The organism is Kitasatospora sp. NPDC043950 (assembly GCF_056435345.1).
Genome location: NZ_JBWKER010000079.1, coordinates 5,340 through 29,055 on the forward strand (window position 1 = coordinate 5,340; position 23,716 = coordinate 29,055).

26 protein-coding genes and 1 pseudogene are annotated in these 23,716 nt (G+C 70.2%); 14 read left to right on the top strand and 13 right to left on the bottom strand.

Annotation, left to right across the window (positions count from 1 at the left end; all coding sequences use genetic code 11):
* Positions 1 to 186 precede the first annotated feature (186 nt).
* From AC07BF_RS34530 to AC07BF_RS34545, 4 genes are all read right to left on the bottom strand, one after another.
* Positions 187 to 1,005, bottom strand: coding sequence for a glycoside hydrolase family protein (locus tag AC07BF_RS34530; protein WP_478334393.1), 819 nt, complete (start codon positions 1,003 to 1,005; stop codon positions 187 to 189).
* Positions 1,006 to 1,088: 83 nt separating this feature from the next.
* Positions 1,089 to 1,910, bottom strand: coding sequence for a thaumatin family protein (locus AC07BF_RS34535; protein ID WP_478334394.1), 822 nt, complete (start codon positions 1,908 to 1,910; stop codon positions 1,089 to 1,091).
* A gap of 16 nt (positions 1,911 to 1,926) precedes the next feature.
* Positions 1,927 to 2,181, bottom strand: coding sequence for a hypothetical protein (locus AC07BF_RS34540; protein ID WP_478334395.1), 255 nt, complete (start codon positions 2,179 to 2,181; stop codon positions 1,927 to 1,929).
* A 115-nt stretch (positions 2,182 to 2,296) separates the two neighbouring features.
* Positions 2,297 to 3,280 (bottom strand): hypothetical protein, encoded by a 984-nt coding sequence (locus AC07BF_RS34545; RefSeq protein WP_478334396.1) that lies wholly within the window; start codon positions 3,278 to 3,280, stop codon positions 2,297 to 2,299.
* Positions 3,281 to 3,661: 381 nt separating this feature from the next.
* Between AC07BF_RS34545 and AC07BF_RS34550 the strand changes: the two genes are divergently transcribed.
* On the top strand, positions 3,662 to 4,126 hold the full coding sequence (locus tag AC07BF_RS34550) for a TetR/AcrR family transcriptional regulator (protein WP_478334397.1): 465 nt from the start codon (positions 3,662 to 3,664) through the stop codon (positions 4,124 to 4,126).
* Between the two features lie 525 nt (positions 4,127 to 4,651).
* Here AC07BF_RS34550 and AC07BF_RS34555 read toward each other — a convergent pair.
* Positions 4,652 to 5,110 carry a MarR family winged helix-turn-helix transcriptional regulator gene (locus AC07BF_RS34555; protein ID WP_478334398.1) on the bottom strand — a complete coding sequence of 153 codons (459 nt, stop codon included), beginning with the start codon at positions 5,108 to 5,110 and terminating at the stop codon, positions 4,652 to 4,654.
* Complete coding sequence (locus AC07BF_RS34560) at positions 5,103 to 5,858, bottom strand: alpha/beta fold hydrolase (RefSeq protein WP_478334399.1); 756 nt, start codon at positions 5,856 to 5,858, stop codon at positions 5,103 to 5,105. Before AC07BF_RS34560 ends, AC07BF_RS34555 begins: the two co-directional genes overlap by 8 nt.
* Positions 5,859 to 6,220: 362 nt before the next feature.
* On the opposite strand from AC07BF_RS34560, the gene AC07BF_RS34565 reads away from it, so the two are divergent.
* Positions 6,221 to 6,817 (top strand): DUF4389 domain-containing protein, encoded by a 597-nt coding sequence (locus tag AC07BF_RS34565; protein ID WP_478334400.1) that lies wholly within the window; start codon positions 6,221 to 6,223, stop codon positions 6,815 to 6,817.
* On the opposite strand, the gene AC07BF_RS34570 is transcribed toward AC07BF_RS34565, so the two are convergent.
* Positions 6,810 to 7,160, bottom strand: a complete 351-nt coding sequence (locus tag AC07BF_RS34570) for a beta/gamma crystallin domain-containing protein (RefSeq protein ID WP_363586064.1) — start codon at positions 7,158 to 7,160, stop codon at positions 6,810 to 6,812. The genes AC07BF_RS34565 and AC07BF_RS34570 overlap by 8 nt on opposite strands.
* Positions 7,161 to 8,101: 941 nt before the next feature.
* On the opposite strand from AC07BF_RS34570, the gene AC07BF_RS34575 reads away from it, so the two are divergent.
* From AC07BF_RS34575 to AC07BF_RS34595, 5 genes are all read left to right on the top strand, one after another.
* On the top strand, positions 8,102 to 8,491 hold the full coding sequence (locus AC07BF_RS34575) for a hypothetical protein (RefSeq protein WP_400989331.1): 390 nt from the start codon (positions 8,102 to 8,104) through the stop codon (positions 8,489 to 8,491).
* A gap of 243 nt (positions 8,492 to 8,734) precedes the next feature.
* A complete protein-coding gene (locus tag AC07BF_RS34580; RefSeq protein ID WP_363633113.1) occupies positions 8,735 to 8,980 on the top strand; it encodes a hypothetical protein in 246 nt (81 codons plus the stop codon).
* A gap of 309 nt (positions 8,981 to 9,289) precedes the next feature.
* The gene (locus AC07BF_RS34585) at positions 9,290 to 9,448 is read left to right on the top strand and encodes a hypothetical protein (protein ID WP_363633115.1); all 159 of its coding nucleotides are present in this window, start codon (positions 9,290 to 9,292) and stop codon (positions 9,446 to 9,448) included.
* Between the two features lie 220 nt (positions 9,449 to 9,668).
* Positions 9,669 to 9,908, top strand: a complete 240-nt coding sequence (locus AC07BF_RS34590) for a hypothetical protein (RefSeq protein ID WP_478334401.1) — start codon at positions 9,669 to 9,671, stop codon at positions 9,906 to 9,908.
* Positions 9,909 to 11,181: 1,273 nt separating this feature from the next.
* Positions 11,182 to 11,634 carry a hypothetical protein gene (locus AC07BF_RS34595; RefSeq protein WP_363586069.1) on the top strand — a complete coding sequence of 151 codons (453 nt, stop codon included), beginning with the start codon at positions 11,182 to 11,184 and terminating at the stop codon, positions 11,632 to 11,634.
* 916 nt (positions 11,635 to 12,550) lie between these two features.
* On the opposite strand, the gene AC07BF_RS34600 is transcribed toward AC07BF_RS34595, so the two are convergent.
* Entirely contained in the window at positions 12,551 to 12,979 is a 429-nt protein-coding gene (locus tag AC07BF_RS34600) for a hypothetical protein (protein WP_478334402.1), read from the bottom strand.
* A gap of 512 nt (positions 12,980 to 13,491) precedes the next feature.
* Here AC07BF_RS34600 and AC07BF_RS34605 point away from each other — a divergent pair.
* Positions 13,492 to 14,403, top strand: a complete 912-nt coding sequence (locus tag AC07BF_RS34605; RefSeq protein ID WP_363586071.1) for an aminoglycoside phosphotransferase family protein — start codon at positions 13,492 to 13,494, stop codon at positions 14,401 to 14,403.
* A 142-nt stretch (positions 14,404 to 14,545) separates the two neighbouring features.
* Positions 14,546 to 14,914, top strand: coding sequence for a DUF6980 family protein (locus tag AC07BF_RS34610; protein ID WP_400811954.1), 369 nt, complete (start codon positions 14,546 to 14,548; stop codon positions 14,912 to 14,914).
* A 184-nt stretch (positions 14,915 to 15,098) separates the two neighbouring features.
* On the opposite strand, the gene AC07BF_RS34615 is transcribed toward AC07BF_RS34610, so the two are convergent.
* Positions 15,099 to 15,716 carry a TetR/AcrR family transcriptional regulator C-terminal domain-containing protein gene (locus AC07BF_RS34615; protein WP_363586073.1) on the bottom strand — a complete coding sequence of 206 codons (618 nt, stop codon included), beginning with the start codon at positions 15,714 to 15,716 and terminating at the stop codon, positions 15,099 to 15,101.
* 66 nt (positions 15,717 to 15,782) lie between these two features.
* Here AC07BF_RS34615 and AC07BF_RS34620 point away from each other — a divergent pair, with 66 nt between their 5' ends.
* Together AC07BF_RS34620 and AC07BF_RS34625 are read left to right on the top strand one after the other, a co-directional pair.
* A complete protein-coding gene (locus tag AC07BF_RS34620) occupies positions 15,783 to 17,045 on the top strand; it encodes a beta-ketoacyl-[acyl-carrier-protein] synthase family protein (RefSeq protein ID WP_478334406.1) in 1,263 nt (420 codons plus the stop codon).
* 210 nt (positions 17,046 to 17,255) lie between these two features.
* The gene (locus AC07BF_RS34625) at positions 17,256 to 17,999 is read left to right on the top strand and encodes a hypothetical protein (protein WP_478334403.1); all 744 of its coding nucleotides are present in this window, start codon (positions 17,256 to 17,258) and stop codon (positions 17,997 to 17,999) included.
* A 679-nt stretch (positions 18,000 to 18,678) separates the two neighbouring features.
* On the opposite strand, the gene AC07BF_RS34630 is transcribed toward AC07BF_RS34625, so the two are convergent.
* A complete protein-coding gene (locus AC07BF_RS34630; protein WP_363586076.1) occupies positions 18,679 to 19,191 on the bottom strand; it encodes a hypothetical protein in 513 nt (170 codons plus the stop codon).
* A 73-nt stretch (positions 19,192 to 19,264) separates the two neighbouring features.
* Positions 19,265 to 19,412: pseudogene (locus AC07BF_RS34635) on the bottom strand (transposase); the annotation flags it as partial.
* A 372-nt stretch (positions 19,413 to 19,784) separates the two neighbouring features.
* Between AC07BF_RS34635 and AC07BF_RS34640 the strand changes: the two are divergent.
* Positions 19,785 to 19,982, top strand: coding sequence for a hypothetical protein (locus AC07BF_RS34640; protein ID WP_363633129.1), 198 nt, complete (start codon positions 19,785 to 19,787; stop codon positions 19,980 to 19,982).
* Positions 19,983 to 20,027: 45 nt separating this feature from the next.
* Here AC07BF_RS34640 and AC07BF_RS34645 read toward each other — a convergent pair whose 3' ends face one another.
* Positions 20,028 to 20,231 carry a cold-shock protein gene (locus tag AC07BF_RS34645; protein ID WP_363586077.1) on the bottom strand — a complete coding sequence of 68 codons (204 nt, stop codon included), beginning with the start codon at positions 20,229 to 20,231 and terminating at the stop codon, positions 20,028 to 20,030.
* A gap of 285 nt (positions 20,232 to 20,516) precedes the next feature.
* Here AC07BF_RS34645 and AC07BF_RS34650 point away from each other — a divergent pair, with 285 nt between their 5' ends.
* Positions 20,517 to 20,792 carry a hypothetical protein gene (locus tag AC07BF_RS34650; RefSeq protein ID WP_478334404.1) on the top strand — a complete coding sequence of 92 codons (276 nt, stop codon included), beginning with the start codon at positions 20,517 to 20,519 and terminating at the stop codon, positions 20,790 to 20,792.
* A 568-nt stretch (positions 20,793 to 21,360) separates the two neighbouring features.
* On the top strand, positions 21,361 to 21,696 hold the full coding sequence (locus AC07BF_RS34655) for a hypothetical protein (RefSeq protein ID WP_363586080.1): 336 nt from the start codon (positions 21,361 to 21,363) through the stop codon (positions 21,694 to 21,696).
* Between the two features lie 1,634 nt (positions 21,697 to 23,330).
* Here AC07BF_RS34655 and AC07BF_RS34660 read toward each other — a convergent pair.
* On the bottom strand, positions 23,331 to 23,716 hold a 386-nt coding region (locus AC07BF_RS34660; RefSeq protein ID WP_478334405.1), incomplete at its 5' end, for a transposase.

Genomic DNA, 23,716 nt, shown 5'->3' on the forward strand with positions numbered 1-23,716 from the left:
TGGGACTGGTGCGGGGACGGCCGACGAGCCGATCCAATCGCCCAAGAGCTGAGCCGCCGACCAGAAGCCTTCCCCCGGCGGGGGAACGCGTCGCCCCCCCCCCCGGGCTCGCTGACCCCCGGTTCTGCGCCGGTCCGGGCGTCGTGGTCGATCGGGCCCGTGCGTGGACGGGGGCGGGGTGTGTGCTCAGCCGGCCGCGCGGTAGGCCGTACCCACCCGGTTGGGGGTCGCCCGGTTGTAGAGACCGGTGCCGCCACGGTCCGCGGAGAGGGTGAACCACGCGTAGCGCTCGACGAAGGGAAGTCCCTGGAGCATGGCGGTCGACTTCGTCACGAACGCGGCCTGCTGTTCCGGTGTCGGATACTTCGGGGTGCCGCTGGAGAAGTCGATCAGGGCGTACTCGGTGAGCCAGATCGGCTTCTTGTAGCGGTTGTACACGGCCTGGAGGTAGCTGCGCAGTTGACCGGTCGCGGCGTCGGCGCGGAAGTCCGAGCCGTACCAGTGCAGGGGGATGAAGTCGACCTTGTCGTGGCGGGCGGCGGCGCCCTTCATGAACTGGTCGAGCCAGCCGCCCGCGACGTCGCCGCCGCCCGCCACCGCGGGTGCCCCCAGACGCATCCCGGTCGACTGGAGCCGGGGCCACAGGTCGAGGGCCCTGGTCACGCTCATGTTGGCCTGCGCCGGCAGGTCGGGTTCGTTGAAGCCGAGCAGGGTCGTGCCCTCCTGCCTGGCCGTTCGCAGTTGTGCGTCGGTCACCGAGCCCGCGCCCCAGATCATGGGGACGAACTCGACGCCGGCCGGCGGCTTGATCTGCTGGCGGTCCGAGGCCCAGGTGTAGAACCAGCCGGCCCTGGAGTCGGCCAGCGCCTTGGTGACGTCGGTGAAGTTCCAGGCGCTCACGCCCTTCTTCTTCGCCGGGGCGGCGGTCGCGTCGGCCGCACTGCCGACGGTGAGGCAGGTGAGCACCGCGAGCAGGGCGGTGAACAGGCGCATTCGACGTGGCAAGGCGTTCCTCTCTTCGGTCACGCGGTCGTGACGGGGGCCGCGGCGGCCCTGGAGTCCGGGGGCCGGGGTCCGGGGCGGGTGGCTCACGCGGTGGGGCCGAAGGTGACGGTGAAGCCGCTGCAGCGGCTGCACTGCTGCATCACCTTGTTGCCCGGCACCTGGTCCTGCTTGGACCACGTGTAGGCCTTGGGACACTTCGCGCTGAGCGCGCGGCTGTAGCTGCTGGGGGTGTCCCGGCTGGGGTTGGTGCACAGCATCGGCTTGCCGTCCGGCCCGCGCGTCAGGTCGGCGGGCGGGCAGTAGGGCAGCAGGTTCGCCGCGCAGCCCCGCGTGTCGCAGCCCCCGCCGGCCGGGATCGTGGCGTTCACCGGAGTGATCGTGATCGGCAGCGAGAACGCGTTCACGTAGCTCACGTCGTACCAGGGGGCGGCGCCGTCCTTGGCGTCGAAGTTGAACTCCGCGAGGCTGGCGGGTTGTTCGCCCGTCGTGCAGTGGTCGGCGGCCGGGCCGCAGTCGGCCACCCGGCAGTGGAAGGTGCTGCCAAGGGCCCCGCCGCATCCCTGGCGTGCGAAGAACTTCCCACGCCAGTGGAACGGGGCGGCCGTCTCGGGGATCGTCACCGTCGCCGACTGGCCGGGAGTCAGGACCGGCAGCCGGGTGAACTGCTTCGACCCGTCGGCGTTGACGCCGCTTCCGATCCACAGCTTCTGCGACGAGTGGTTCACGAACGTCACCGTGTGGTTGACCGCGGCGGCCGCAACCGGCGCGGTGCGGGTCGGCGCCGCCGCACCCGTCACGGTCGTGCCCGTGACGGTCGCGCCCGTCGCCGCGCCCGCGTTCGGCAGTACCAGGGTCAGTGCGGCGGCGGCCGCCGCGACGAACAGCCTGGTCAGGAATCCGCGCATGACTTCTCCGTTCCGCTCAGCAGGTCAGGTTGGTGTCGGGGTAGGCGCTCATCGCGCCGACCAGTGCGTCGTAGGTGTAGAACCGGTCCCTGTTCGGGAACATCCGGTCGAACTGGGCCTTGCCCATGACGAAGCCGGCCCGGTCCGCCGCCGTCGCGTGTGCCGGTCCGGCCGTCGACAGGCCGGTGGCGTGGGCGGCGGCGGGCAGGGCGGTCGCCGATACGGCCGCCGCCGCGGCGGCGATCCTCAAGGCTGTGCGTCGAAGGGACACGCGGGGCCTTCCTCCCGTTGCGGAATGCGGGACATCGGGTCCGCCGGTCTCCTGGTGCCACCGGCGGGTGTGGTCGGGCCGTTCGGGCCGGCCTGGCCGGCGCCGCGGTGGTGTGTCAGGAGCAGGTCTTGTCCGGGTGGTCATGGGTGATGGCGCAGATCATCGCCTTTGCCCGGCCGTTGTTCGGATACCTGCGCTGAAGCTCGTCCTCGAAGTCCTTCCACTGGCGTGCGATGTCCTTGACGGCGAGGTCGTAGGCGTGGTCGAAGTTGTGGGCGACGACCGAGCGCGGACTGTCCTTCGTGTCCTTGTTCAGGACCCCGTCATGAGTGACGCGACCCGTGCAGTTGGAAACCGTCCCGCTGTGGTCGCGGTCCGGATAGCAGCCCGTCGCCAGGTCGTGAGGGATGTGGCCAGTAGCGTCTTTGACCCAGTCCGCCCTGCTCATGGAGCTGTAACGGCCGATGGAGAAGAACACCGGCAGGTCGGTGCGCCCCAGGCCGGGGGGGTTCTTGACGCCGATGGCTCCCGGGCCGGCCTGGTCGACCCAGTTGCTGTGGGCGTAGAAGTCCTCGATCTGATGCCAGCCGCGGCCCAGGTCCTCCAGCACCTCGCACTTCGCCCGTCCCGGTCGGTCGTTCCACGAGCAAGCCGGGGAGATGGAGGTCTGGGTGGCGATGACGCGCCCGTTCGCGTCGACCAGCCGGTCCGCGGCGGCGACGGCCCTCCTGACGTGGTCGATGGAGCCCTCGACGCAGTCGATGATCTCGGCGTTGGCCTGCTCGCGGGTGCGGGGGTAGCGGCTGTCGTACCTGGGGTCGAGGTAGTCGGCGTTGTCGCAGTGGAGCTTGCCGATGCCGAAGTACTCGCCGTGGTCGTTGGCGACGATCGCGCCCGAGTTCCCGTCCGCCATCGCCGTCAGCGAGTTCGGGTGCCAGCCCCCCGGGCCCAGGGCGGCCCGGGTGATCTTCTCGTGGTTCCCCCCGCTGAAGGCGTGCGCCGGTGTCGAGGCACCGAGGACGACGGCACACGCCATCGCGGCGCACGCGGCGCCGGAAGCGCGCAGGCGCTGCCGGCGGGAAGCGGAGAGGGGATTCATGAGGTCTCCAGTCGCACGATGGACGTCTTCGGCAGGCGTGCGTCCGGGCATGGAGTCCCGTCCGTACTGCGCAGGCCATGGCGGACCCACGGCGGCACTTGGTGACGAAGCGTCACCGAGCCTGCACCCGTACGTTAGCCGCCGTGCCCGCAGCCCGACAGACCGCCAGTGCCACACGGGCCTCCGGCCGCGCATCGCGGTGTCCCCGTGCCACGAGGCCCAGGCGCCCGGCCCCGTTCACGGGAACGGGCAGCACAGCCTCCCGGCCCCCTTCCGGCCTGGGCTTGTCCACCCGTGGCCCGCCCCCGCACCAAACAGAGCAGGGATTCTGCATAGTCCCCTCTGCAAGCAGAACGTCAATTCTTCTTGACGGAGGGCGCGGTGCCACGGCTCACCGACGCACGCAAGGAACTCCGGCGCACCCAGATCACCGAGGCCGCCGTAGGCTGCTTCAGCCGCAACGGCCTGGAGCGGACCTCGATCGCCGGCATCACGGCCGAGTCCGGCCTCTCGACCGGCTCGATCTACGCCCACTACCGCAGCAAGGCCGACCTGGTCCCGGCCTCCGCCCACGCGCTGCTCGCCAAACGCGCTGAAGCCCTCGGCTACGCCGCGAGCGACAGCCCGCCCGACCCCGACGAACTGCTCGCCCGCCTGATCGCCACGATCGACCCCGCCGAGGCCCTGGTCGGCGTGCAGACCTGGGGCGAGGCGACCACCAACCCGGCCATCCGCGGCATCGTCGCCGACGCGGTCGACCGGATGCGCGCCATGGTGCTCGACTGCGTCACAGCCCACCTGGCCAAGGTCGAAGACCTCTCCCCGGCCCGCGCGACGACCGGCTGACCAGCGCGGAGAAGGAGGAACTGCGGTCCGCCGCGGCGGTGACTGTGGTGACGGCCTTGAGGACTTCGGGGGCGGTGAGGTGGACGGGTGTTGACCGGTCGGGTGGTGTGCTGGTCGAGCGGGGTGAGCCGGTTGGTGGTGGTGCCGGTGAACGGGTCGAAGTCGCCGTCCGCGGTCAGCAGGTTCGGGGGCGTACGCGGTGATGCGGAAGTGCTCCTCGGCCGGGCGCGGGAGCGTGTGGGTCCGGCGGTAGGTCGTGCCGGCCCCGATCGGTCCCGGGGAGGCCTGCTCGGTGGTGTCGAGTGCGTAGTTCCAGCGCGGGAGGTTTTCGGGCCGTGCGAGGTGGCCGTGCGAGGTGGCCGTGCGAGGTGGGCGTGCGGGGTGGGCGAGGACCTCGGTGGCGGGCGCGTCGACGGTCGGGGTGTTCTCGAACCGCATGGTCGTTCCTTCCCCGGCGCGCGGTCGGCCGGTCCTGTGCGGCCGTGCGGTCCCGTACGGGCCGTGGCGTCGGTCGGGGGCGGGATGTCAGTCGATGGCGAGGCGTTTGTTGAGGGCCTCGCCCGAGGGCAGGGGGTCGATGAAGTTGTGCAGGAACGTGAGCATCGCGTCGGTGTCCAGGCCCTGGCAGGCGGTGTCCATCGCGGCGTAGAGGGACTCCTCGATCCCGGCGACGGCGGTGGCCAGGCGTTCGCCCTCGGGGGTGAGGCTGAGCTGGAGGTAGCGGCGGTCCGCGGCGTCGGTGCGGCGCTCGACCAGCCCGGCCGCGACGACGCGTTCGACCAGCCGGCTGGGGTTGGTGCCGCTCTCGCACACCAGGAGCTGCCCGAGCCCGTTGAGGCTCAAGGTGCCGTGCTGCTGGAGCAGGCGCAGCACCTCGGCCTGTGACGGGGTGATGCCGTGCGGTTTGAGGGCCTGGATCAGCAGCCGGTTGCCTTCGCGCTGGGCCGCCAGGATCGCGAACCGCAGGTGTTCGGCCTTACGCATCGGCGTCTCGCCGGGTGGTCGGCACGGTGGCGAGGAAGTCGTTGACCGCGGCGGCGTAGGTGGCCGGGTGGGAGAAGCGGAACATGTGGCCGGTGCGCGGCAGCACGACCTCCTGGGCGTCGGGGATGCCCGCGAGCATGAGCTTGGAGGCGTTCTCGCCGATCAGTACGTCGTGGGAGGGGGTCAGGATCAGGGCCGGGACCTGGACCCGGCCCAGCGCGTCGACGTAGTCGGCGGTGAGGACGGCCCGCAGGCGGGCGCCGAAGGAGACGGCGGGGGTGTTGGCGAGGAACAGTTCGCGGCTGCGTGCCTGGCTCCAGGGCACCTGGCCCTCGCCGTCGAACGGGGAGATGAGGCGGTGGGCGTGGGCGCGCAGTGTCAGCTGCCGGTAGAGCGGCCCGCGGGCCCTGCCGATCGCCTGCATCAGGGCCTTCCACGGCTTCGAGTCGACCGGGTTGGCCGCGAAGCCGCCGGACACGACCAGGGCGCGGAGGCCCCGCGGGCGGCGGGTCGCCAGTGCGAGGGCGATGTTCGCGCCGAAGGAGTCGCCGACCAGCACGTAGTCGTCCAGGTCCGCGATCGCGCTCTCGACGTGGTCGGCGTAGCGCTCGATGTCGTCGACGCCCTCGGGCAGGCGCAGCGTCCGTTTGGGTGCCTCGCCGTAGGGGGCCAGTTGCTCGGCGCTCCACGGGGCGCCGGAGAAGCAGGGGATGAAGACGAGGGTCGGATTCTTCTCTGAAGTGCTCATATCGGACACATTACACGACACATGTGTCGTGGCATATGTGGTCCAGGTCATCTTCCTGGTCTGTTTTCCCTGGACTCGCCCGGCCTCGGGCGCGGTGCGAGCCTCCCTGGCGCGCGGAAGGCGGTCACCAGGCCGCGGGGCGCCTCGAAGGCATCGATCCAGCGTCCTTCGGCGCCGTCGCCGCGATCATCGCCACGGCCCCGGTCGGCTGCTCGCGCGGCACCACCCGCTCCCTGGTCTCTCGGGGGGTCCGACACCGGGACCATCGCGCCCGACCCGCCGGCCGCATCGTCCGGTCGGCCACCGGGGGTGCCGGGACACGGTCGCGGCGCGGACGGCGGCGGGACGGCGGTCTTCTTCCGATGGAGCCACTGGAGTTGCATGTCGGTCAGTTCTGCAGGGAGCACCACCGAGGGACAGGGGGGTGTCCGGGAACGCTGTCGGAGGCCTCGATCGCGCAGGGCCTGGCGTACGGGGGCTGGCGGACGGCGTCGATCGTGGTCTGGCTCGTGGTCCTGGCCCTCGGCCGGATGCCGCAGCCGCTGTACGAGGCGACGGCCGCGGTCCTGCGCTACCGGATGCGCCACACCGCCTACCTGACGATGCTTTCGTCGGCCTACCCCGAGCGCCTGTTCGGCGAGGAGCCGGGCAGCGAACCGGAGGGCCCGGCGTCGGGCACCCGTCCGCTGGTCCTGGTCGGTGCCGGGCGCGGCCTGCTCTTCCTCCTGCTCGGCCTGGCCTCCTGGGCGGACGGGGTCGGTCGCCGCCTCGGTGAACTCGGACGACGACGGCAACGACGAGTTCATCAACCCCACCCAGCGCGTCGTCGCGCCCCTCGTCCCGGGCCCCGCCGACCGCGTGCCACGGGGCCCGCCCGCGACGGCTCCGCCGAGGGACGGCCCCCGTGGGGGCCGGTCACAGGGGCACGGCCTCCTGTGACCGGCCGGTGGTTCAGTTGATGTGGAGCGTCGTGATGGTGCCGTAGTTCTTGGTGATGGCCTGGTTCTTGCCGAAGGTGTGGCGGTAGAGGGAGCCGTCGCCGGGCTCGTACTCGAAGTACCCGGCGTTGTTGCCGCTGCTGAAACTCGTGACCGACCTCTGGTCGATCCAGATGTCGCCGGCGTTCGCGAAGCACCTCCTGAAACCGGTGCCGTTGTCGTTGGTGATGCCGATGGTGAAGTAGTCGCTGGCGAACAGGCATTCGGCGAAGTTGACTTCGTTGGTCGCGTGGGCGGGCACGGTGCCGACGGCCAGAGCCATCATGGCGACCCCGGCGGCCACGGCGATTCGTCGCTTCAGCATGACGCAAACTCCCTGGTGTGTGAGGTGGGGCATGCGAGTCGAACTGAAGGGACACTAACAAGAGGTGTTCAGGTCACAACCTGGTGTAACGATTTTCGGACATCATTCCATTTCCCGGGACTTTTGCCGGACTTTGCTGAGCTGAATTCCGCACCTGTCGCACCTGTCGCACCTGTCGCACCTGTCACACCTGTCACCTGTCACGCGGACCCGCATGGCCGTCCGGGCCGCGCCGATCCCTCGGCGCGGGGTGCGGGTCGCGTGTCGGGGGCCTGGTCCTTTGTCTGGCCACCGGAGCTGATCCTGCCGACACCGGATGAAGGGGAGGACCCGCCCGCACGACCACCCGGTCGGACTCTCGCACCCTGCGGTGTCCCACCGTCGCCGGACGCCGCGCCGCCGCCACGCTTCCGGCCCGGACCGAACCCGCCGCGCTGCGCCCGGACCACCGGAGGACACCGGCGGCGTACTGCGAGCACGTGCTCGACGTCGCCGTCAGTGCTGGCCTCGTCCTGGCGGAGAACACGGGCGAGAAGGGCCCGGCCGAGGAACAGACGGCCCATTGACCGTCGCACTCGACAAGGCCGCCGCCCAGACCGGGCGTCTTCGTTCGGGCCGGCCGGGTAGGTGTCCCGCGTCGATGTGATCAGCTAGGTGGATGGGGGTGGCCTGCGGGGCCGTGCCGCTTTCGGCCGCTGGTTTTGCTCTGCTGTCGGAAGTTTCGGGCGCTGACCGGGGCGGCGCTGGTGCGGCTGTGCGGGCGGGAGCGCCTGCACGACCTGCTCCTCCAGGAAGGCGGCGGCGGGCCGTTGCGTATACGGACCTGCTCGCCGTGCTGCGCCCGGGCGCGTGGATCGTGAGCGATCGCCTGGTACACGCGGGTCGTGTGGCTCACCTGCCCGCGCACCGTCAGTCCCCTCTGACGTGCGGGGATCCCCCGTATGTTGACCGTGGAGCAGGGCTGGCTGGACGGGACCGACTCGGGGCTGTTCGTGCTGTGTCCCGAGACGGTCGCCGAGGGGTGGACGGGCTGCGACGAGGCCTTGTTGGAGGCCGCTGCGGACTACGCGGCCGCCTACCCGGTGCCCGGGCACGGGGACGTGCTGGTGTTGGGCGGGGAGCCGCTGCTGGTCGGGTGGCCGGCCGAGGAGCGGGTGTTCGTCAGGCCGCTCCACTTCGACTGCGCGGACGACGTCCGGCCGCTGGTGCGCGAGGCGCTGCGGTCGGGGGTGTGGGAGGACGGGCCGTTCCTCGACCTGACCGCCGGGCGGTACCTGCTCACGGACGTCTTCTACGACGGTGAGCCGTCCTCGAGCGCGGCGAGTACCTGACCGTCGAGCTCCCGCCCGGGCGCTACCTGGTCCAGTCGCTGAAGGCCGAGCCCGACAGGCGGGCGCAGTTCCATCTGGAGCGCCTGCTGCCACGGTGAGCGGACGTCCGGGGCCCTGTGCGGAGACGGGCGGCCCTGAAGTCCGGGGCCGGTGCGGGCACTGGGGCGGTGCCGCTCCCGGCCCACCGGGCGGTCGTCACCGGCCTGGAGGCGAAACTCGCTCCACCGCACGCCGGACGAGCTGATGGCCCGCGCCCTGGCCCTTGCCGGCCCCGAACACGACGACTGGTTCGCGTCGTTGTTCCGGGTCGCCGAGCCGCAGAGCCAGGACAGGTTCGACTGGGCCCGCGCGGTCGCGGAGGAGGCCGAGGACGGCGGCGAGCTCGATCGCCGGCGCTTCGCGTTCGACGTGATCAACTTCTTCGGCTTCGGCTTCGGCTTCGATGCCGACAACGACGACGAGTCGCCGTTCACCCGGGAGGCCGCATAGTTCCTCCGGCCCCGGCTGGACACCGAGCAGGACCCGTACGCCCTGCACACCGTCATCGCGGCCTTCACCGGCTACTGCTCCCGCGAGGAGCTCGCGGCCGTCCTGGACCACGCCGACCACCCGGACCCGGGCGTCCGCCATCGCGTCGCTCTGGCATTCCCCGCCCTCCTGGGCGACCGGCCCGACACGCTCGCCGTCCTTTTCTGCGCCTGGTCGACGACCCTGCTTCCGTCACCCGGTCCGCTTCACAGCTTCACTCACTTCCCCCTCGGCACCCGCGTCCTGCTGGACATCCCTGCTCTGCGCGCCGTGCTGGCGGCCCACCTCACCGACCCCCACTTCGACGCCCGCCTCGAAGCCGCCGCAGCCCTGGCCCTGCGCGGCGACGAACGCGGCACGCCGGTCCTCGACGAGATCCGCCGCGGCAGCGGTACCGCTGCCCCCGCCCGCGCGGGCCGCCTCGCCTGAAACCGACCATCACCGGCGCCCCGCTGGCTTTTCCTGGGGGGGGGAAACCTACCAACCGCAGGTCATCGGGCGGCGGTTTCCGCCCCCAGGGACCCACCGTGGGTCGGGGCACGGCACCTCCAGATCGGGCTTTAGGAGACTGGGGCCCGGGTAAAGGCTTTCCTGATGAGCGAGTTTCTCGGCGGACCGAGGTACACAGCACCTGCTCAGGGGGATGGCCATGGGATTGATCCATGCATGGCGTATGCAAAAGCTTGTTTCGGACGCCAGGATGGCCTTTGACCGGGGCGATACCGACTTCGCCGCTGTTTTTGATATCGACGGCCCCGGCGTGACGATGAAGAAGATCCGCAAAGAGATCGACTTGAGCGTCAGAGCAGTGGAGGCAGCCGGCTGGCCGTGCATCGGGGTTCGGTCGTTCCTCGCGGAGATCCAGATCGGCTTCATCCGGGGAGACTGAGCGGCCAGCAGACGCCGACACGGTGCGGCCCGCTCGCCGGCCATCGCGGCTGATCAGGCCGACGCTCTCGCCCACGCCGCCCACGCGCGCCGGCATGCCGCTGAAGTCAAGGCCCGCACGGCCGAATTGAGGCTCGTGTCCCCGAAGTCGAGGGTACCGCGAAGCTGACGTCCCGGGAACCGGCCGCCCGTCAGGTCGCCCGGATGATCCTCGACGCCACCTCCCTGAGCCGGCCGGGAAGTCGCCGACTGTATCGGGGACCGACGCGCACGGCGGGTCTGTTCGTGATGCCCAGTCACCATTTCGCGGTGACGGAACCCGGGACCACCTGCCTGCCTGGCCGGTCGGGTCCGGGGTGTGGCGATCTCGCGGCCGGTGGTTACCGTCCGGGTTCCAAGGCCGCAGGGCCGGCCCGGTGCGGACGCAGGACGGTTGTGCGCGGGTGGATCGCTTCATGATCACCCGTCCCCGGGACGCCGGTACCAGCGGGCACCAGGTCCCGCCGGCGCCACCGGGCACCAGGTCCCGCCGGCGCCACCGGGCCGGAAATTCTTCGGCACGATCCCGTACTGCTAACCCTCCAGAGCCATCCATGACAGGAAGATTTCCCGTTCCGCGCGTCGATGCCGCCACCGCAAGGGGTTCCTGTGCGGCGAGACCTGCCCGACCGCGCCCGCATCGCGTGCGGGGCGGCGACCGCTTCTCCCACAGCGTCGCCCAGCCCTCCTCCTACTCCACCGGTTCCTCGGAGCGCCGCTTCCTCGTCCGACCAGCGGCAGTAGCTCATGAAGCAGGCGGTCCGTGAGGGACCAGAGGATGTGACCTGCGGATTTTCGGCGGGACCAGCCAGGGTGACCGGCGGCCCGGTACCCGTCCGCGTTCTCCCCTCGTCATATCTCGATCCGTCGTTTCCACCAGGGAAGGTCACCCGGTGCGAACGGGTCGTTGACTGTCCGGGCGAGGATGCGTTCGTCGAGAGGCCCGAGTTCTCTGCGCAGTTCTCGGCGGGCCCGGGTCCGCAGGGCCCGAACGGCCCGTTCCAGCAGGGTCCTGACGTGGTAGTACCCGCTTCGCAGGTCCGTATCGTCGTATCCGTACCACGCCGCCAGGTCGCGGCGCGGGCGCGTGCCGGCGGGAAAGGCCGGACACCGTCCGGTCGGCCTCGGCTGGCCGGTAATCCATCACCGCGCAGCCGCGGAAGGAAGTCTGTCCGGTGGACGGGGGCTGGGTACTCCTCGACTCACCGTTGTGACGGCGCGTAGCGTGACAGACCATGAGATCGTTGATCCGCCGCGCGTGGTTCCTCCCGTTGACCGGTGCCCTGGCCGCACTGCTGGCGCTGGTTCTCAGCACGGTCGCGGCACTGTCGCAGTGGCGGACGGCGAGCCGCATCGACGCCGCACCGTTACGGGTGGACGCGACCATCACCGCTGCTGTGGCCATGAAGGGCGGAACGAGGTACACGCTCACCTACCGGGTTGCCGACCGCGACTACAGCACCGACTCCCTCACGCCGCACGGCGTCAGGTCACCGGGCATCGGTGCGACGGTCCCGCTGGAGGTCGCAGCCGACGACCCCGAGGCCTCACGCGTCACCGGCAGCCATTACCCCGACGACGCCCTCCAGCCCACGATGATCCTCGTGGCCACCGCCGCCGTTGCCGGCCTCGCCATCTCCCTGCGCTTCCTCCACACGGCCACCAGACGCAACCGCCCGAGCCCCTGAACCAACCCCGTCCTGGCTGTTCCGCGGCGGCTGCGTGGCCTGTCCCGGCTCGCTTTGTCCCCTGGGGCGGGGGCGCTTGTTCGCTGGTCTGGTCTGCCATCGGTGACCGCCCTGGCTGCCGTGGGCCGGCCCGGTAGGGACGCAGGACAGTCGTGCGCGGGTGGATCGCCTCATGACTGCCCATCCCCGGGTCGCCGATACCAGCGGCCATCAGCCACGTCAGCGCTGCTGGACCGGAAATTCTTCGGCGTGCTCCCGCCCGGATGACCCCTTGAAGCCATCCACGACAGGAGGATTTCCCGTTTCGCGCGTCGCGCCATCGGGGCCGCCCGGTGCCGCGTGGCCTGCCCGGCTGCGCCCCGACCGACCGGGCCTTGTTCCCGCAGTCCTCCCGCCGTCCCCGGCCGTGCCCCCGTCGTTGTGGCAGGCGTCGGCCGTCCCATCCTGCTGCGCCCCGGGGATGACGTCGTCCCGATCGCTGCTCTCTTCGGCGCCGCCGCCCGCAGCCTGTTGTCGGGGTTCTCTTGTCGGTCGTCGTCACCGCCCCGCCTCGGGGGTGGTGAGAGCCTGTTCGCCGCCCCGGTCTGTCGTCGGTGACCGCCTGCCCCGGTCTGCCCCGCTCGGGCCCGCTCCCGGCCTGGCTGCCGCACTGTCGTCCCCCGGCCGGATGAGGCAAAAAGGGGGGGCTGCCCGGGGCCGAGCTGTTCGGGCCTGCTGTGCCCGCATGGTCGTCGTGCCCGTCATGGCCAGGATGGTGGCGAGCCCGGTGTCCCCGCCTGCCCGCCTGCCCGCCCTGCCGCCCCGCTGCCCTGCCGCCCCGCATCGCCGACTGTCGTCGCGGTCGCCTCCTCCCCGCCTCGTGCCCTCGCGGGCCGGGTTGACGGCCCGTCGGCGGGTGGTCGGATTGTTGGTGCGGTCAGGGGCTCGGGGGAGTGTGTTCCGGGCCCCGCCGGGGTGGAAGGCTGGGACGGCCTCGGGGCGCGGTGTCGGTGAGGTGGCGGTGGGCGGCGTGGAGGTGTTCAGCGGCTTGGCGCAGATGGTGGCAGGCCATGGAGGGAGAGACCGCGCTGTAGGGGCGGAGCCATCGTTCGGCGGCGTGGACGCGGGCGAGGGCGGCGGTGAGGGCCTGGTGGGCCGGCCGCATCGAGGGGATCTCGGCGACTTCGTCCACGGTTCGGGCGAGCAGGACGGCGAGGTCCTCGGTGTCGGGCCACGCGCCGTCGGTGAAGTCGTGGCCCCACAGGGCCAGTCGGGCCGCGCATATCCCGACCCAGGCCTCCAGCCGGTCTTCCCAGGACGGCGGCCTGGCGGGCGGGGACGGGGGCGGGTTCGCAATGATCGGCACCCGAACATGATCCGCCCACGGGCCACGGTTGCGTGGCCGTTTCACCGGAACCTGTTGACGACCTGTTGCACAACCCCACCCGGTACCGCCCAGGGCCGGGAGACGGTCGGGGAACTGTTCCCGGGTGCAGAGGGGGCGGGAGACGGGCCAGGAGTGCTTCCGGCGGCCGCCCGCCCGGGCCGCACAAGGGCCAGGACGAGGTGGTCCCTCCCGTGGGCCGGGGATACGGCCGACGGGCGGCACAAGCACCTCCGCACAGGTACACCCGTCCTGGATCCGTACGGGAGTTCTCCGGCCCTCGGCGTGAACTGACCTGACAGGCAAGGGCATCCGGTGCGTAGGATCACCTGTCGACCCGACCGCCCCTGCGGACGCACCGCACCGCACCGCACCTCGCCGATAGGCGCGCCGCACCCGCAGTGCACCGCAACCGCACCACATCGATCAGCGAGGAACGGGCCCGACGACAAGGCCTGGACCAGACCGTAACGGAGACGCCGGATGGAGACGCCGTGACTTCCGGAAGCTCGCAGCAACACCGCCTGACACAGGTACCCGAATCCCTTCGGGCCTTCGGCCGCTGGCAGCACGAGGGCGAAGCGGGCCGCCGGTGGCTGGCGGCCCTGCCGGACACCGTCGCCCAATGGTGCGACCGCTGGAACCTGAAGGTCGACGGGCCACCCATGCACGGCTACAACAGCCTCGTCGTGCCGGTCCGCCGGGGCGGCGAGCCACTGGCACTGAAAGTCACGTGGCCCGACCAGCAGATGCAGGAACAGGTACTCGCCCTGCGCCTGTGGAACGGCCACGGCGCGGTCCGCCTGCTCGACACCGACACCACGGCGGGCGTCATGCTGCTGCAACGCCTCGACCACACCCGTCCACTGCGCGACGCGCCACTGACACAGGCCGTCCCCGTGATCGGGACACTGCTACGGCGGCTGGCCATCGAGCCACCCGACGGCCTGCGCACGACGGCAGACATCGCTGCGGGCCACCGACGAGAACTCCCCGCCCAGTGGGAGGAACTCGGCCGCCCGATACCCCGACACACACTCGACCACGCACTGGACCTGGCCGAGGAACTGTCCCACGACGACTACACCGTCCTGGTCAACAACGACCTCCACTACGACCAGGTCCTGCGCACCCCCGACGGACACTGGTCGGTCGTCGACCCGCTGATCGTGCGCGGCGTCCTCGAATACCAGGTCGCACCCCTGTTGTGGAGCCGGTTCGACGAACTCGGCCCCTCGCGCGTCCAGTGGTGCATCGACGCCCTGACCGACGCCGCGGACCTCGACCCCGACCGCGCCCGCAAATGGGCACTACTGCGAGCCGTCGAGTACTGGATATGGGGCCTGCGCGCCGGCTTCACCGAGGACCCGGTGCGCTGCGCCCGGATCGTGGAAGCACTCACCTGACCCCCGCCCCGTCGCGCAGGACGGTAACGGTCAGCGTCAGTCGAGACCGGGCGCCGTGAACCGGCAAGCCTGCCGGACGGGCCCGGGGGAGTCCGGGTGCGGTGGTTTGCGCAGGCGGATCGGGGTGAGAAGAGGGCCGCCCGTGCCCCGCCCCGCCCGCGCCCCGGTTCGCCACCGCCCCAACTGCTGTGAGGCGGTGGCGAGCCGGGTGAACTGGCCTGGTGACCGGCACGGCGGCCCCTTCGGCTGCCCGGACGCACTGATTCGGTTCAGTGCCGGACTCCAGGAACGCGGGTTGATCATCCATGACGGTGGCGCATCGGGCATCGCGGTCGGCTTCTGCCCTTGGCGCGGACAGGGCCTTCCCGAGTCGCAGCGGGATCGCCGGTCCGGCGAACTGGAGCGTCGCGGGGTCGATCCGTGGGAGGAGGAGGTTCCTGCCGAGTTCCAGCACGGGGGCTGGCTCGCTTCGCTACGTCAGGAGGGACGACAGCCGTTGATCCACTTCTGAAACAGGCCGGGCTGTTGCCGGCGAGCAGGTTCTTGACGCCTTGCCCCAGCCGCAACGGGGTTCGTCGGCGACGGCGAACATGCCGGCCGCGAACGTGCCGGCCGCGACAGGGCCGCGTTCGCACGACAGGGCCGCCTTCGGACGGGAACCGCGTTCGTCGTCGCCACAGGCCCGTTCGACCGGGCTAGCCGTGTTCGGTTTCGTCGTGGATGGTCAGTGCTCCGGCAAGGTCGAGGTCGGCGACAGTGCCGTGTGCCCCGGCGCGGACGAGCAGCACTGCGCCGAGCGCGGTGCTCCAGAACGTCCTGGCCTCCACGTCGAGCGGTCGACGGACCCTCCAGCCGCGACCGTCGACGAGCTGGCTCACGAAGCGCTGGGATTGCCGGAACAGCAACTGGAGGTGCCGGTCGACCACAGGGGCGAGTTCGGGCTTGGAGATCCCGGCGGCGAGTGCTCGCGCGACCGATGGGAGCGAGGGCATGGCCAGTACGGCGCGGGCGATGTTGCGCCGAAACGTCGCCGCATCGGGGGCTTGGCGACCGATGCGCTCGATCCGTCGGGCGTCGTGCAGCAAGCCGAGAAAGGCGGCGTGCACGAGCAGCGAGTCCTTGGAGCCGAAGTGGTAGGTGACCTGGTTGGGGAAGGCGCCTGCCGCGTTCGCGATCTCCGCGACGCTCACCTCGGCGCCGGGCCGCTCCTTGCAGAGCCGTGCGGTTGCCTCGATCAGCTGGCGTCTGGTCGCGCGACCGCGGTCACGCGACCGGGCCGGCGTTGGTCGGGCTTCGGTTCGCTTCTTCTCCACACCCGAATTGTATGTGATACAACTAGGCCCGTTCGCTTGTATCGCATACAAGAAAGGTTGAAGGGCATGCACAGGACTGAAGTCGTCGTCACCGGACTCGGCGCGATCACACCACTCGGCGCAGACGTGGAGTCCACCTGGAAAGCCCTGCTCGCCGGCCGGTCGGGCATCCGCGGCGGCGCCCTGCGCGGCCACAAGGACGCCGGCCTTCCCGACACCGCCGCAGGGACGATGGCGATCGACCCCGCCCAGTCGCTGCCGCCGGCGCAGGCCAGGCGGCTCGACCGCTCACAGCAGGCAGCCTTCACCGCAGCAGCCGAAGCCTGGGCCGACGCCGGCGCCCCGCAGGTCGACCCGGACCGGCTCGCATCAGCGATCGGCACGGGCATCGGGGGCGTCCGAACGCTACTGAAGGAAGACGACGTACTGGAGACGGCCGGGACACGGCGCGTCTCACCACGCACGGTACCGATGCTCATGCCCAACGCGGCAGCGGCGCTGATCAGCATCGAATACGGCGCACGGGCCGGGGCCTACACACCTGTCTCGGCATGCTCCTCCGGCGCCGAGGCGATCGCCCTGGGGGCCAGACTCATCCGTGCCGGCGAGGCGGACGTGGTCATCGCGGGCGGGACCGAGGCCGCGATCACCCCGATCACCGTCGCCGGCTTCGCCCAGGCGCAAGCACTGTCGCGGTACACCGCCGAACCCGCCTCGGCGTCCCGGCCGTTCGCCGCGGACCGCAGCGGATTCGTCCTCAGCGAAGGCGCCGCCGTCGTGGTACTCGAAAGCGCCGAGCATGCCAGCCGCCGACGCGCACACGTCCACGCCGTGCTCGCGGGAGCCGGCATCGCCGCCGACGCCCACCACATCACGGCACCCGCTCCCGACGGCTCCGGCCAGGTCTCCGCCATGCGCAAGGCTCTCGCCCAAGCCGGTTTGACTCCCGAGCAGATCAGCCACATCAACGCCCACGCCACCGGAACCCCGGCCGGCGACACCGCCGAGGCACACGCGATCAGAAAGGTCTTCGGCCGCGCCACCGTCACAGCCCCCAAGGCGGCACTCGGCCACCTCTTCGGCGCGGCCGGTGCGATAGAGGCACTCATCGCCGTCCTCAGCGTGGAACACGGCGTCATCCCGCCGACCCGCAACCTCACCGCAGCCGGCATCGGACCCGACATCGACCTCGATGTCGCCACAGCGCGACGAGACATCCCCCAGGAGGCCGTACTCAGCAACTCATTCGGCTTCGGCGGACAGAACGTCTCACTCATCGTCACCCGCGCACAACACCACACATCCCGCACCGCCTCGACGACACCATGACCCACGCGAACCCACCACTGCCCCCACAGGGCCGCTACCGCGTGATCGAACATTGCAAGACCCGTCCGATCACACATATCACCCGCAGGGACGGGGACTTCCTGAGCAACGGCGCCGAAACGGGTGAACCGGCACCCGCGACACGTCGAACACGGGTTGACTGACCGAAGCTCGACGCCACACCATCAGCCGAACACGACACCAGCCGACGTGGTCACACACATTGAGGAGATGCGGCACGCCCACAAGCGGCCGGCCCCTCGCAACGCCCACGAGCGACGAGATTGTGACCTCGCGCCGCAAAGGCAAGAGCAAGCGCCGCGCAGCCCGGGCCCGTGGTGGGCGCGCTACACGATCCACCTGACGATCCTCGGCGGTGTCTTCCTCGCGGTGTTCCTGACCCGGATCACCGGGACCAGGCAGCGACCGACGGGCGTGGCGGGATACGTCCGGTGGGCGGTCGCGGTGGCCGTCGGGTTCGGCCTGGTAGGGACCAGCGCCGACTCGATCTGGAAGACAACCGAACCCGTGCACCTGTCGGCGACGGAGATCGCGCCGCACTACTACACCGTGAACGAGACGATCGACCTGATGCGCCACCGTCGCAAGCAGCAGGACCAGGTCTGGCCGTGGAACACGTTCGGCCACGTGCGGAGCCTGCCCCACGGATCGGTCATCGCGATCACGGACCAGGGACCGGACATCCGGCTGCCGCTCATCGGCCTCAAGATGGAACGCAAGCTTGTCCAGGTCACGGCCACCGACGACCTCGACGCCCTCTACACCGACCTGCGACGCAGCGGTGCGCAGTACCTCGCGCTCGATCCGTCCGGCCAGCGGGACGGCGAGATCGCCAAGGCGGTCAACACAGACCCCGCCCGGTTCCACCTGATCAGCGGGAAAGACCCGGTCCGCGTCTACGCCGTCGGGATCTTCTGCCTGAGCCGTTCATAGGGCGCCTGGCCGCCGAGAGCACCGCGCGGGCGGTGGCAGTCGCCGCAGTCCTCCCGCTCTCGGAGCTTATTACGCCATTCCCCTCGTAGCGTGGAGTCGCGACCAGCGGCGACGTCGAAGGCGTTGTTGGCGCCTCCTGGAATCGGCTCTGCCCGCGCCTCCGTGAAAGCGGTCTGTGGGCGCTACTGCTGCCGCACCTCAGCGTGGGCTCCTGCCTCGAGGAGTTCACGTACGGCGCACCTGTAGCGCCACGATGCCCCGCCAGCCCGCGAGCCAGGTCTCCGTCCCTTCCCCTTCGGTCTTCCCCACCCCCGGCCGGGCGCGCCTGCTGCCCTCCCGCTCCGCCGGGTACGGTTGGCTACCGGGCCGCCGTCGCGGCCTGCCGCATCGCCCGGGTGGGCCGCGGAGTGCTCCGCCCCCGCAGGTCGCAGCCCTATTCCCGGGCGGGAGACAGGTCTAGCATTCCCGCCACGGTGGTCCCGCCACAGCACCACCAGGGCGCCGAGCAGAGCAGCAGCGCCGTGACCCCGGCGCTGCTGGCCTCCCACCGGCCGGGCCCGCACGGAACGCACCCCCGAGGTTCCCGGGCGCGGCCGTGCTGCGCCTCGCCGCGACCCGGGGGCCGCCAGGTGGCAGGCGTGCGCTGGAGAGACCGGGTGGTTCAGCCGCCCAGCGCTAGCTAGTCCTGCTGGGCCCCCTCGGAACCACCCTCGCTCGCACCACCGACCTTGCCGCCGACGAAGACCACGCTCAGTGCGAGAGCGGCCGCACCGGCGGCTGCCACCACCTTCATCCCTGTCCCCAGGAACTGCTTGCTCTCGCTGTCCTTCTCAGACACTTGCCGCACGTTCCGGTCGAGACGGTCGTGGAGGGCCTCCCGCTGCTCCCAGCTGAGGTCGTCCCGACCGAGGTCGGCCCGCAGGGCGTCCCGCTGGTCCTGTGAAGCCCGGTAGAAGTGCTCCTGGCTGTTCTCGTTGGCCGCGAGCGTGGACTTGTGGGCCTCCTTGACCGCATCGATGTCGGCCTTGCCCAGGTCCTTGAAGGCGGGGAACTGCTCGATGAGCTTGAGCCGTACCCCGGTGGCCATCTCAGGCATCGCGGCCGCGAACTTGAGCACCTTGTTCTTGGACATGCTCCGCCAGGTCTCGATCCCCAACTTCCGTTTGACCGCTGCCTCGTCCGCGCTGCCCATGCCCTGACTCCGTCCGCCGTCCCCTGACGTCTCCCGGATCCTAGCGGTGCCCATCGCCAGGCAGCGGCGCGGTGCCGGGGGAGCCGGAGTACTGCCGGGCGACCCCGGGCGAGGCCTTGCCGTCCTTGGGGAACCCGGTTGTCGTCCACGGCCGACAACTCGGCCCGCACCGCCCGCCGCGCCAGGCGGGTCCGCATGTCCTCGACCGGCCAGGTCGAGGACAGAAAAGCAGCGTGCAGCGCTGCGCATCCGCTCGGCCAGCACCAGGACGGCGGTGCGCACCTGCTCCACCGACTCGCGCAGCGCACCGGTCAGCTGCCGCGCCCTACAGGTGCGGGCCGCCGACCCCCGCCACCCCGGCCTGCCACGGCGGGTGCCGGGCGTGGACGTCGTACGTCGACCTGGGTGCCAGCGCCTGGCGCCTGTTCTGGACCTACGACCACCTCGACGCCGACGGTCACCAGGGCGACGCCGAGAGGGATGGCACGGTCACCGTGTTGATGGTCGGTCCGCACCTGTAGCGCCAGGACGCCCCGCCGACCCGGGCCCGGCGTGGCGCCGGGCACAGCCGACAGAGAGAAGGGGGACTGGGGATGAGCGCCCAGCCCGCCGAACACGGGCCCGGCGGCGGCCGTCTCGGTCTGCCGCCGATGGACACGCTGCAGGAACTGCGCGCCGCGCTGCGAGCCAGCCACGGCTTCCCCGGCGACGCCGAGCGCCTGGACACCGAGCTCGCCGCCCAGTTGCTGCGCCGCGTGCCGGCTGACCGGCACGACCAGGTCCGAGCATGACGAACGCCCCGCACCAGACCGGTACGGGGCGTCGTGCTGCGAACGTCAGGCGGGGCGGATGTGCTCGGCCTGGGGGCCCTTCTGGCCCTGGGTGACGTCGAAGGTCACCTTCTGGCCCTCCTGGAGCTCACGGAAGCCCTGCGAGTCGATGTTGGAGTAGTGGGCGAAGACGTCCGGGCCGCCGCCGTCCTGCTCGATGAAACCGAAGCCCTTCTCGGCGTTGAACCACTTCACGGTGCCGGTGGCCATGCTGCTGCTCCCTGGTCGGGGACGAGATACGCGCTGGTGCGTACCCCTGGGGTTGAGGTGATCGCCCTGGTCCTCCGACTGCCGGTGCTGCGGTACTTCGGATCCACGACTGCTAACTCAGACGGTACCCACGACAGCAGAGATCATGCAGCTGCTCCCCTGGGCCGGCGCAGGGACGTGTTCTGGCTGCCGTCGTCGCCGACGAAGCCCGTCAGCGCGACGAGCTGCGTGCGTTCCTGGAACAGTGGTGAACCCGGCGCCGACGGGCTGGGACGGCTGGGGCTCATGCCTTCGGCGTGCAAGGCCACCCGGACCTGCGCAACGAGTTCTACGAGCACGCGCGGTGCCGTCCTGGACACCGAAGCCCGCTCGCGGGCCACGATCGCCAAGCTGAAGAAGACCGTCGCCGCGAAGAACAAGGAGCTCAGCCAGCTCCGGGTCGACGTTCCCGCCATGGTCTGCGTGGTCGACCAGCTCACTCTGGAGAACCAGAGCCTGCGCGACGAACTCACGACCGATGGCCCCAACGTCGTGCCGTTCAAACGGCGCCCGCCCCGGTAGCGAACACCTGGGTGCAGGGAGGCCGAACGCGGTGGGCGCCTTTCGGACGAGGCGAGGTCACGAGCCGAGCCGGCCGAACCCAGGAGCTATCCGCATCGCCTCATCGTGCGACGGACCCGCGAGCGTTACGCCGCCGTCCAGGACCTCCTGCGGCACCGCATCCTGCACACTCGCTGACGACATCACCATCCGTCCATATTCACGCTTCCGGAGGCAGGGCCCAAGTTCACGTCCTACTTCGGCCAGGGGGCCTTGCCGAGGAAGAGAACATTCGGGGCCATCTTTTGGGAACCCCATACCTGTGCGGGCAAGTAACCGCTGGTATCCATGCCGATGCAGTCGTACGGCTTGAAAATGGAATAATTCTCCCCTTGAGCGCCGTCGAGATATCCGTGGACCAAGCGCCAGCCGAAGTCTCCGACGTCGAGGAGGGTGAACCAGTTGTGGGTGGGTGCCACCTTGGATTGGACCGCTGGCGCGCGATCACCGGCGCCCACCTGGTCGCCGTGGTCCGCGCCGGCGGCAGGTTCGAGAACAGCGCCCTGGTCGAGCGCACCGAGGTGGCGGCGTGACCGAGCTCCTCAGCCCTGGCAGCCACACAGCCGAGGTGGAACTGCAGATCGACCAGGTCACCATCGTGAACTCGGCTGAGGCCATGGCCACGGTGCGCTGCATCCTCGGCCCGGTCCGTCGCGGCGCCCGCTTCGACCACATCCGCGACTCGGCAGAAGCCATCGACCTGGAGCTGACGCAGATCCTCGCCTACTTCGGACGATCCGTCGACGAACTCGACCCCGTCCACACCGGGCTGGCGACTCTCCGGGGCACAGGAGTACAACTCCTGACCTCGGCTGCCCCGCACTCCGGCTGGCAGGCCATCCGGGGAACCAACCCGCGGCCATGACCAAGCCATCCACAGGTATTGACTATTGCTCGGGTTGAGCTCTGCCAACTCAGACGAGAGTTGAGACTCAGGCCCTGGTAGCGGCTGGCGGTGACCCGGCCGCCGTAATCGATGTACATCCCGCTGGGGGAATGGTCCAGGTAGGGTCCGTCAAACTGCCAGGTCAAGGTCGAACCGTCGTTCCAGGTCAGAATCTCGGTGCCCGACCCGAGGGAGTCCGACCCGTGAGGGCCGCCACAGGAGATGCCGGTGAAGCTGCCGGTGAACGAGGTCAGACCCTCGGCGGTGGACCCCGAACAGTTTCCGCCCACCTCGGCGTGGGTGACGACCTCGTCCTTCGGAACGTCATCCAGCCCGGGAAAGAACGTGCCGGTATCGACGCCGTCATCGCATGTCACCCCCGGTTCCGCGGCGTCCGCGCTGGTGGCGGCAGCGGGAAGAGTGAAGGCGACCGTGGCGAGAAGTACCGCAGCGACCGTGGCCCTACGCGCAGCAGGCATGAACGTCCATCCTTCGGGTGAGAGGTGTCGGGCGGCCGGCGCCACCTGCTGCCAGCCACGAAAGCACCGCGCCTACCGGACCACATCCGGCACGAACCATCCGGCCTACCCCCCTCCAAGCCCTCCCTGACGTGGGTCTCACCCGGTGAGCACACGCCCGCTCAAAGGACGTCTGGCCCTGCCGGTCGCGGTCCCGGGCTCGCACTGGGCGTTGGCGGAGTCTCGGCGAGCCTGGCCGGTGGCGAACCACTCTGTCCGGCGTCACTGGACCCTGACCGTTCGCCACTGAGCGTTGACGACCGGTAGTTTCCTGCCACTGGAGTTTGGCAGGGTGGGACTCGGCGGCTTGGAGGAGAGGGGACTCGCTATGAAGGCGGTAGATGATGACGAGGCCGCTGCGGCCCTGACGTACCTCGCTGTGATTCAGATTCGCGCTATGGCCCGGCGGCGACAGCCCTTCTACCAGTGGATGGGCGATGACTACGTCGTCTGCATCGGGTGGCTTGCCGACCTCGTGCACAACCTGGCAGGGCCTCGTGGGCGAACGAGGCTGTGGAGGCTCCGCCGGAAGCGGCGCCGCTGTATGGAATACACCTGGGCAGTGGCAGGGGAGACTGGCCGGAAGTGGATCATCGACAGTTTGGAGGCGGAAGGACTCGTGTGGGAACCGCCGTCGGACACGTGCCTCCCACGTGAGCGCGACAACCGCGCGTGAGAGCACGTCGTGCCCCAAACGGGATGCGGTCAAACTCACCCGGGGACGACACCGATGGCGCCAGTCAAGAAATGCCATGATCCCTGAGCTTGGCATCCCCGATCCGTCTCATGAAACCTGGCGAGCTGTTGAGCGGCGCGGAAGAGTGCAGTCGGCAGCCCGCTGACCTGCGGACTGCACTGTTTCGTGCGGTGGGCCGGGTGCCGTCGACCGCGCGGAAGGGCGCAAGCCGATGAGCAAGGTTCGACCCGCGCTGGCGGACGGGCGGTCCGCTGATGAGGCGGAAAGTCCGTTGACCAGCGGAGACGTTGGCGAAAGTCCAGCCGACTGCACTCTTCCGCGCGGCACTGAACTACCTACTGCACTGTTCCCTGCGGTACTGCACTCTGAGGTGACCCCCGGATTGTGGACACAGGGGTTTACGCCGCGAGTGAGAGTTTAGCCGTCGTGCGTTGCTGTTGTTCGAACTCCATCGGGGAGAGGTAGGCCAGTGCGCTGTGGCGTCGCCTTGCGTTGTAGTACGCGAGCCATCGCAGGATCACCATTCGGGCCTGCTCCATCGTGGAGAACAGCGTCCTGAACAGAGCTTCTCGTTTGAGGCTCTGCCACAGGCTCTCGGCCAGAGCGTTGTCGTAACTGGAGCCGACCCGACCCATGCTGCGTCGGATCCCGTACCGGTCGCAGACGTCCGCGAACGCGGCTGAGGTGTATTGCGACCCGCGATCGGAGTGAAACACCACCCCGGCTACCTCGCCGCCCCGGGCCGCCACTGCCATCTCAAGGGCGTTGACGACCAGTTCGGCCC

Coding starts and splice junctions, on each gene's coding strand:
- AC07BF_RS34535 (WP_478334394.1), bottom strand. CDS start 1,910: ATGCGCGGATTCCTGACCAGGCTGTTCGTCGCGGCGGCCGCCGCCGCA.
- AC07BF_RS34545 (WP_478334396.1), bottom strand. CDS start 3,280: ATGAATCCCCTCTCCGCTTCCCGCCGGCAGCGCCTGCGCGCTTCCGGC.
- AC07BF_RS34555 (WP_478334398.1), bottom strand. CDS start 5,110: ATGCGTAAGGCCGAACACCTGCGGTTCGCGATCCTGGCGGCCCAGCGC.
- AC07BF_RS34560 (WP_478334399.1), bottom strand. CDS start 5,858: ATGAGCACTTCAGAGAAGAATCCGACCCTCGTCTTCATCCCCTGCTTC.
- AC07BF_RS34565 (WP_478334400.1), top strand. CDS start 6,221: ATGGAGCCACTGGAGTTGCATGTCGGTCAGTTCTGCAGGGAGCACCAC.
- AC07BF_RS34570 (WP_363586064.1), bottom strand. CDS start 7,160: ATGCTGAAGCGACGAATCGCCGTGGCCGCCGGGGTCGCCATGATGGCT.
- AC07BF_RS34575 (WP_400989331.1), top strand. CDS start 8,102: ATGTTGACCGTGGAGCAGGGCTGGCTGGACGGGACCGACTCGGGGCTG.
- AC07BF_RS34580 (WP_363633113.1), top strand. CDS start 8,735: ATGGCCCGCGCCCTGGCCCTTGCCGGCCCCGAACACGACGACTGGTTC.
- AC07BF_RS34590 (WP_478334401.1), top strand. CDS start 9,669: ATGGGATTGATCCATGCATGGCGTATGCAAAAGCTTGTTTCGGACGCC.
- AC07BF_RS34595 (WP_363586069.1), top strand. CDS start 11,182: ATGAGATCGTTGATCCGCCGCGCGTGGTTCCTCCCGTTGACCGGTGCC.
- AC07BF_RS34620 (WP_478334406.1), top strand. CDS start 15,783: ATGCACAGGACTGAAGTCGTCGTCACCGGACTCGGCGCGATCACACCA.
- AC07BF_RS34630 (WP_363586076.1), bottom strand. CDS start 19,191: ATGGGCAGCGCGGACGAGGCAGCGGTCAAACGGAAGTTGGGGATCGAG.
- AC07BF_RS34640 (WP_363633129.1), top strand. CDS start 19,785: ATGAGCGCCCAGCCCGCCGAACACGGGCCCGGCGGCGGCCGTCTCGGT.
- AC07BF_RS34645 (WP_363586077.1), bottom strand. CDS start 20,231: ATGGCCACCGGCACCGTGAAGTGGTTCAACGCCGAGAAGGGCTTCGGT.
- AC07BF_RS34650 (WP_478334404.1), top strand. CDS start 20,517: ATGCCTTCGGCGTGCAAGGCCACCCGGACCTGCGCAACGAGTTCTACG.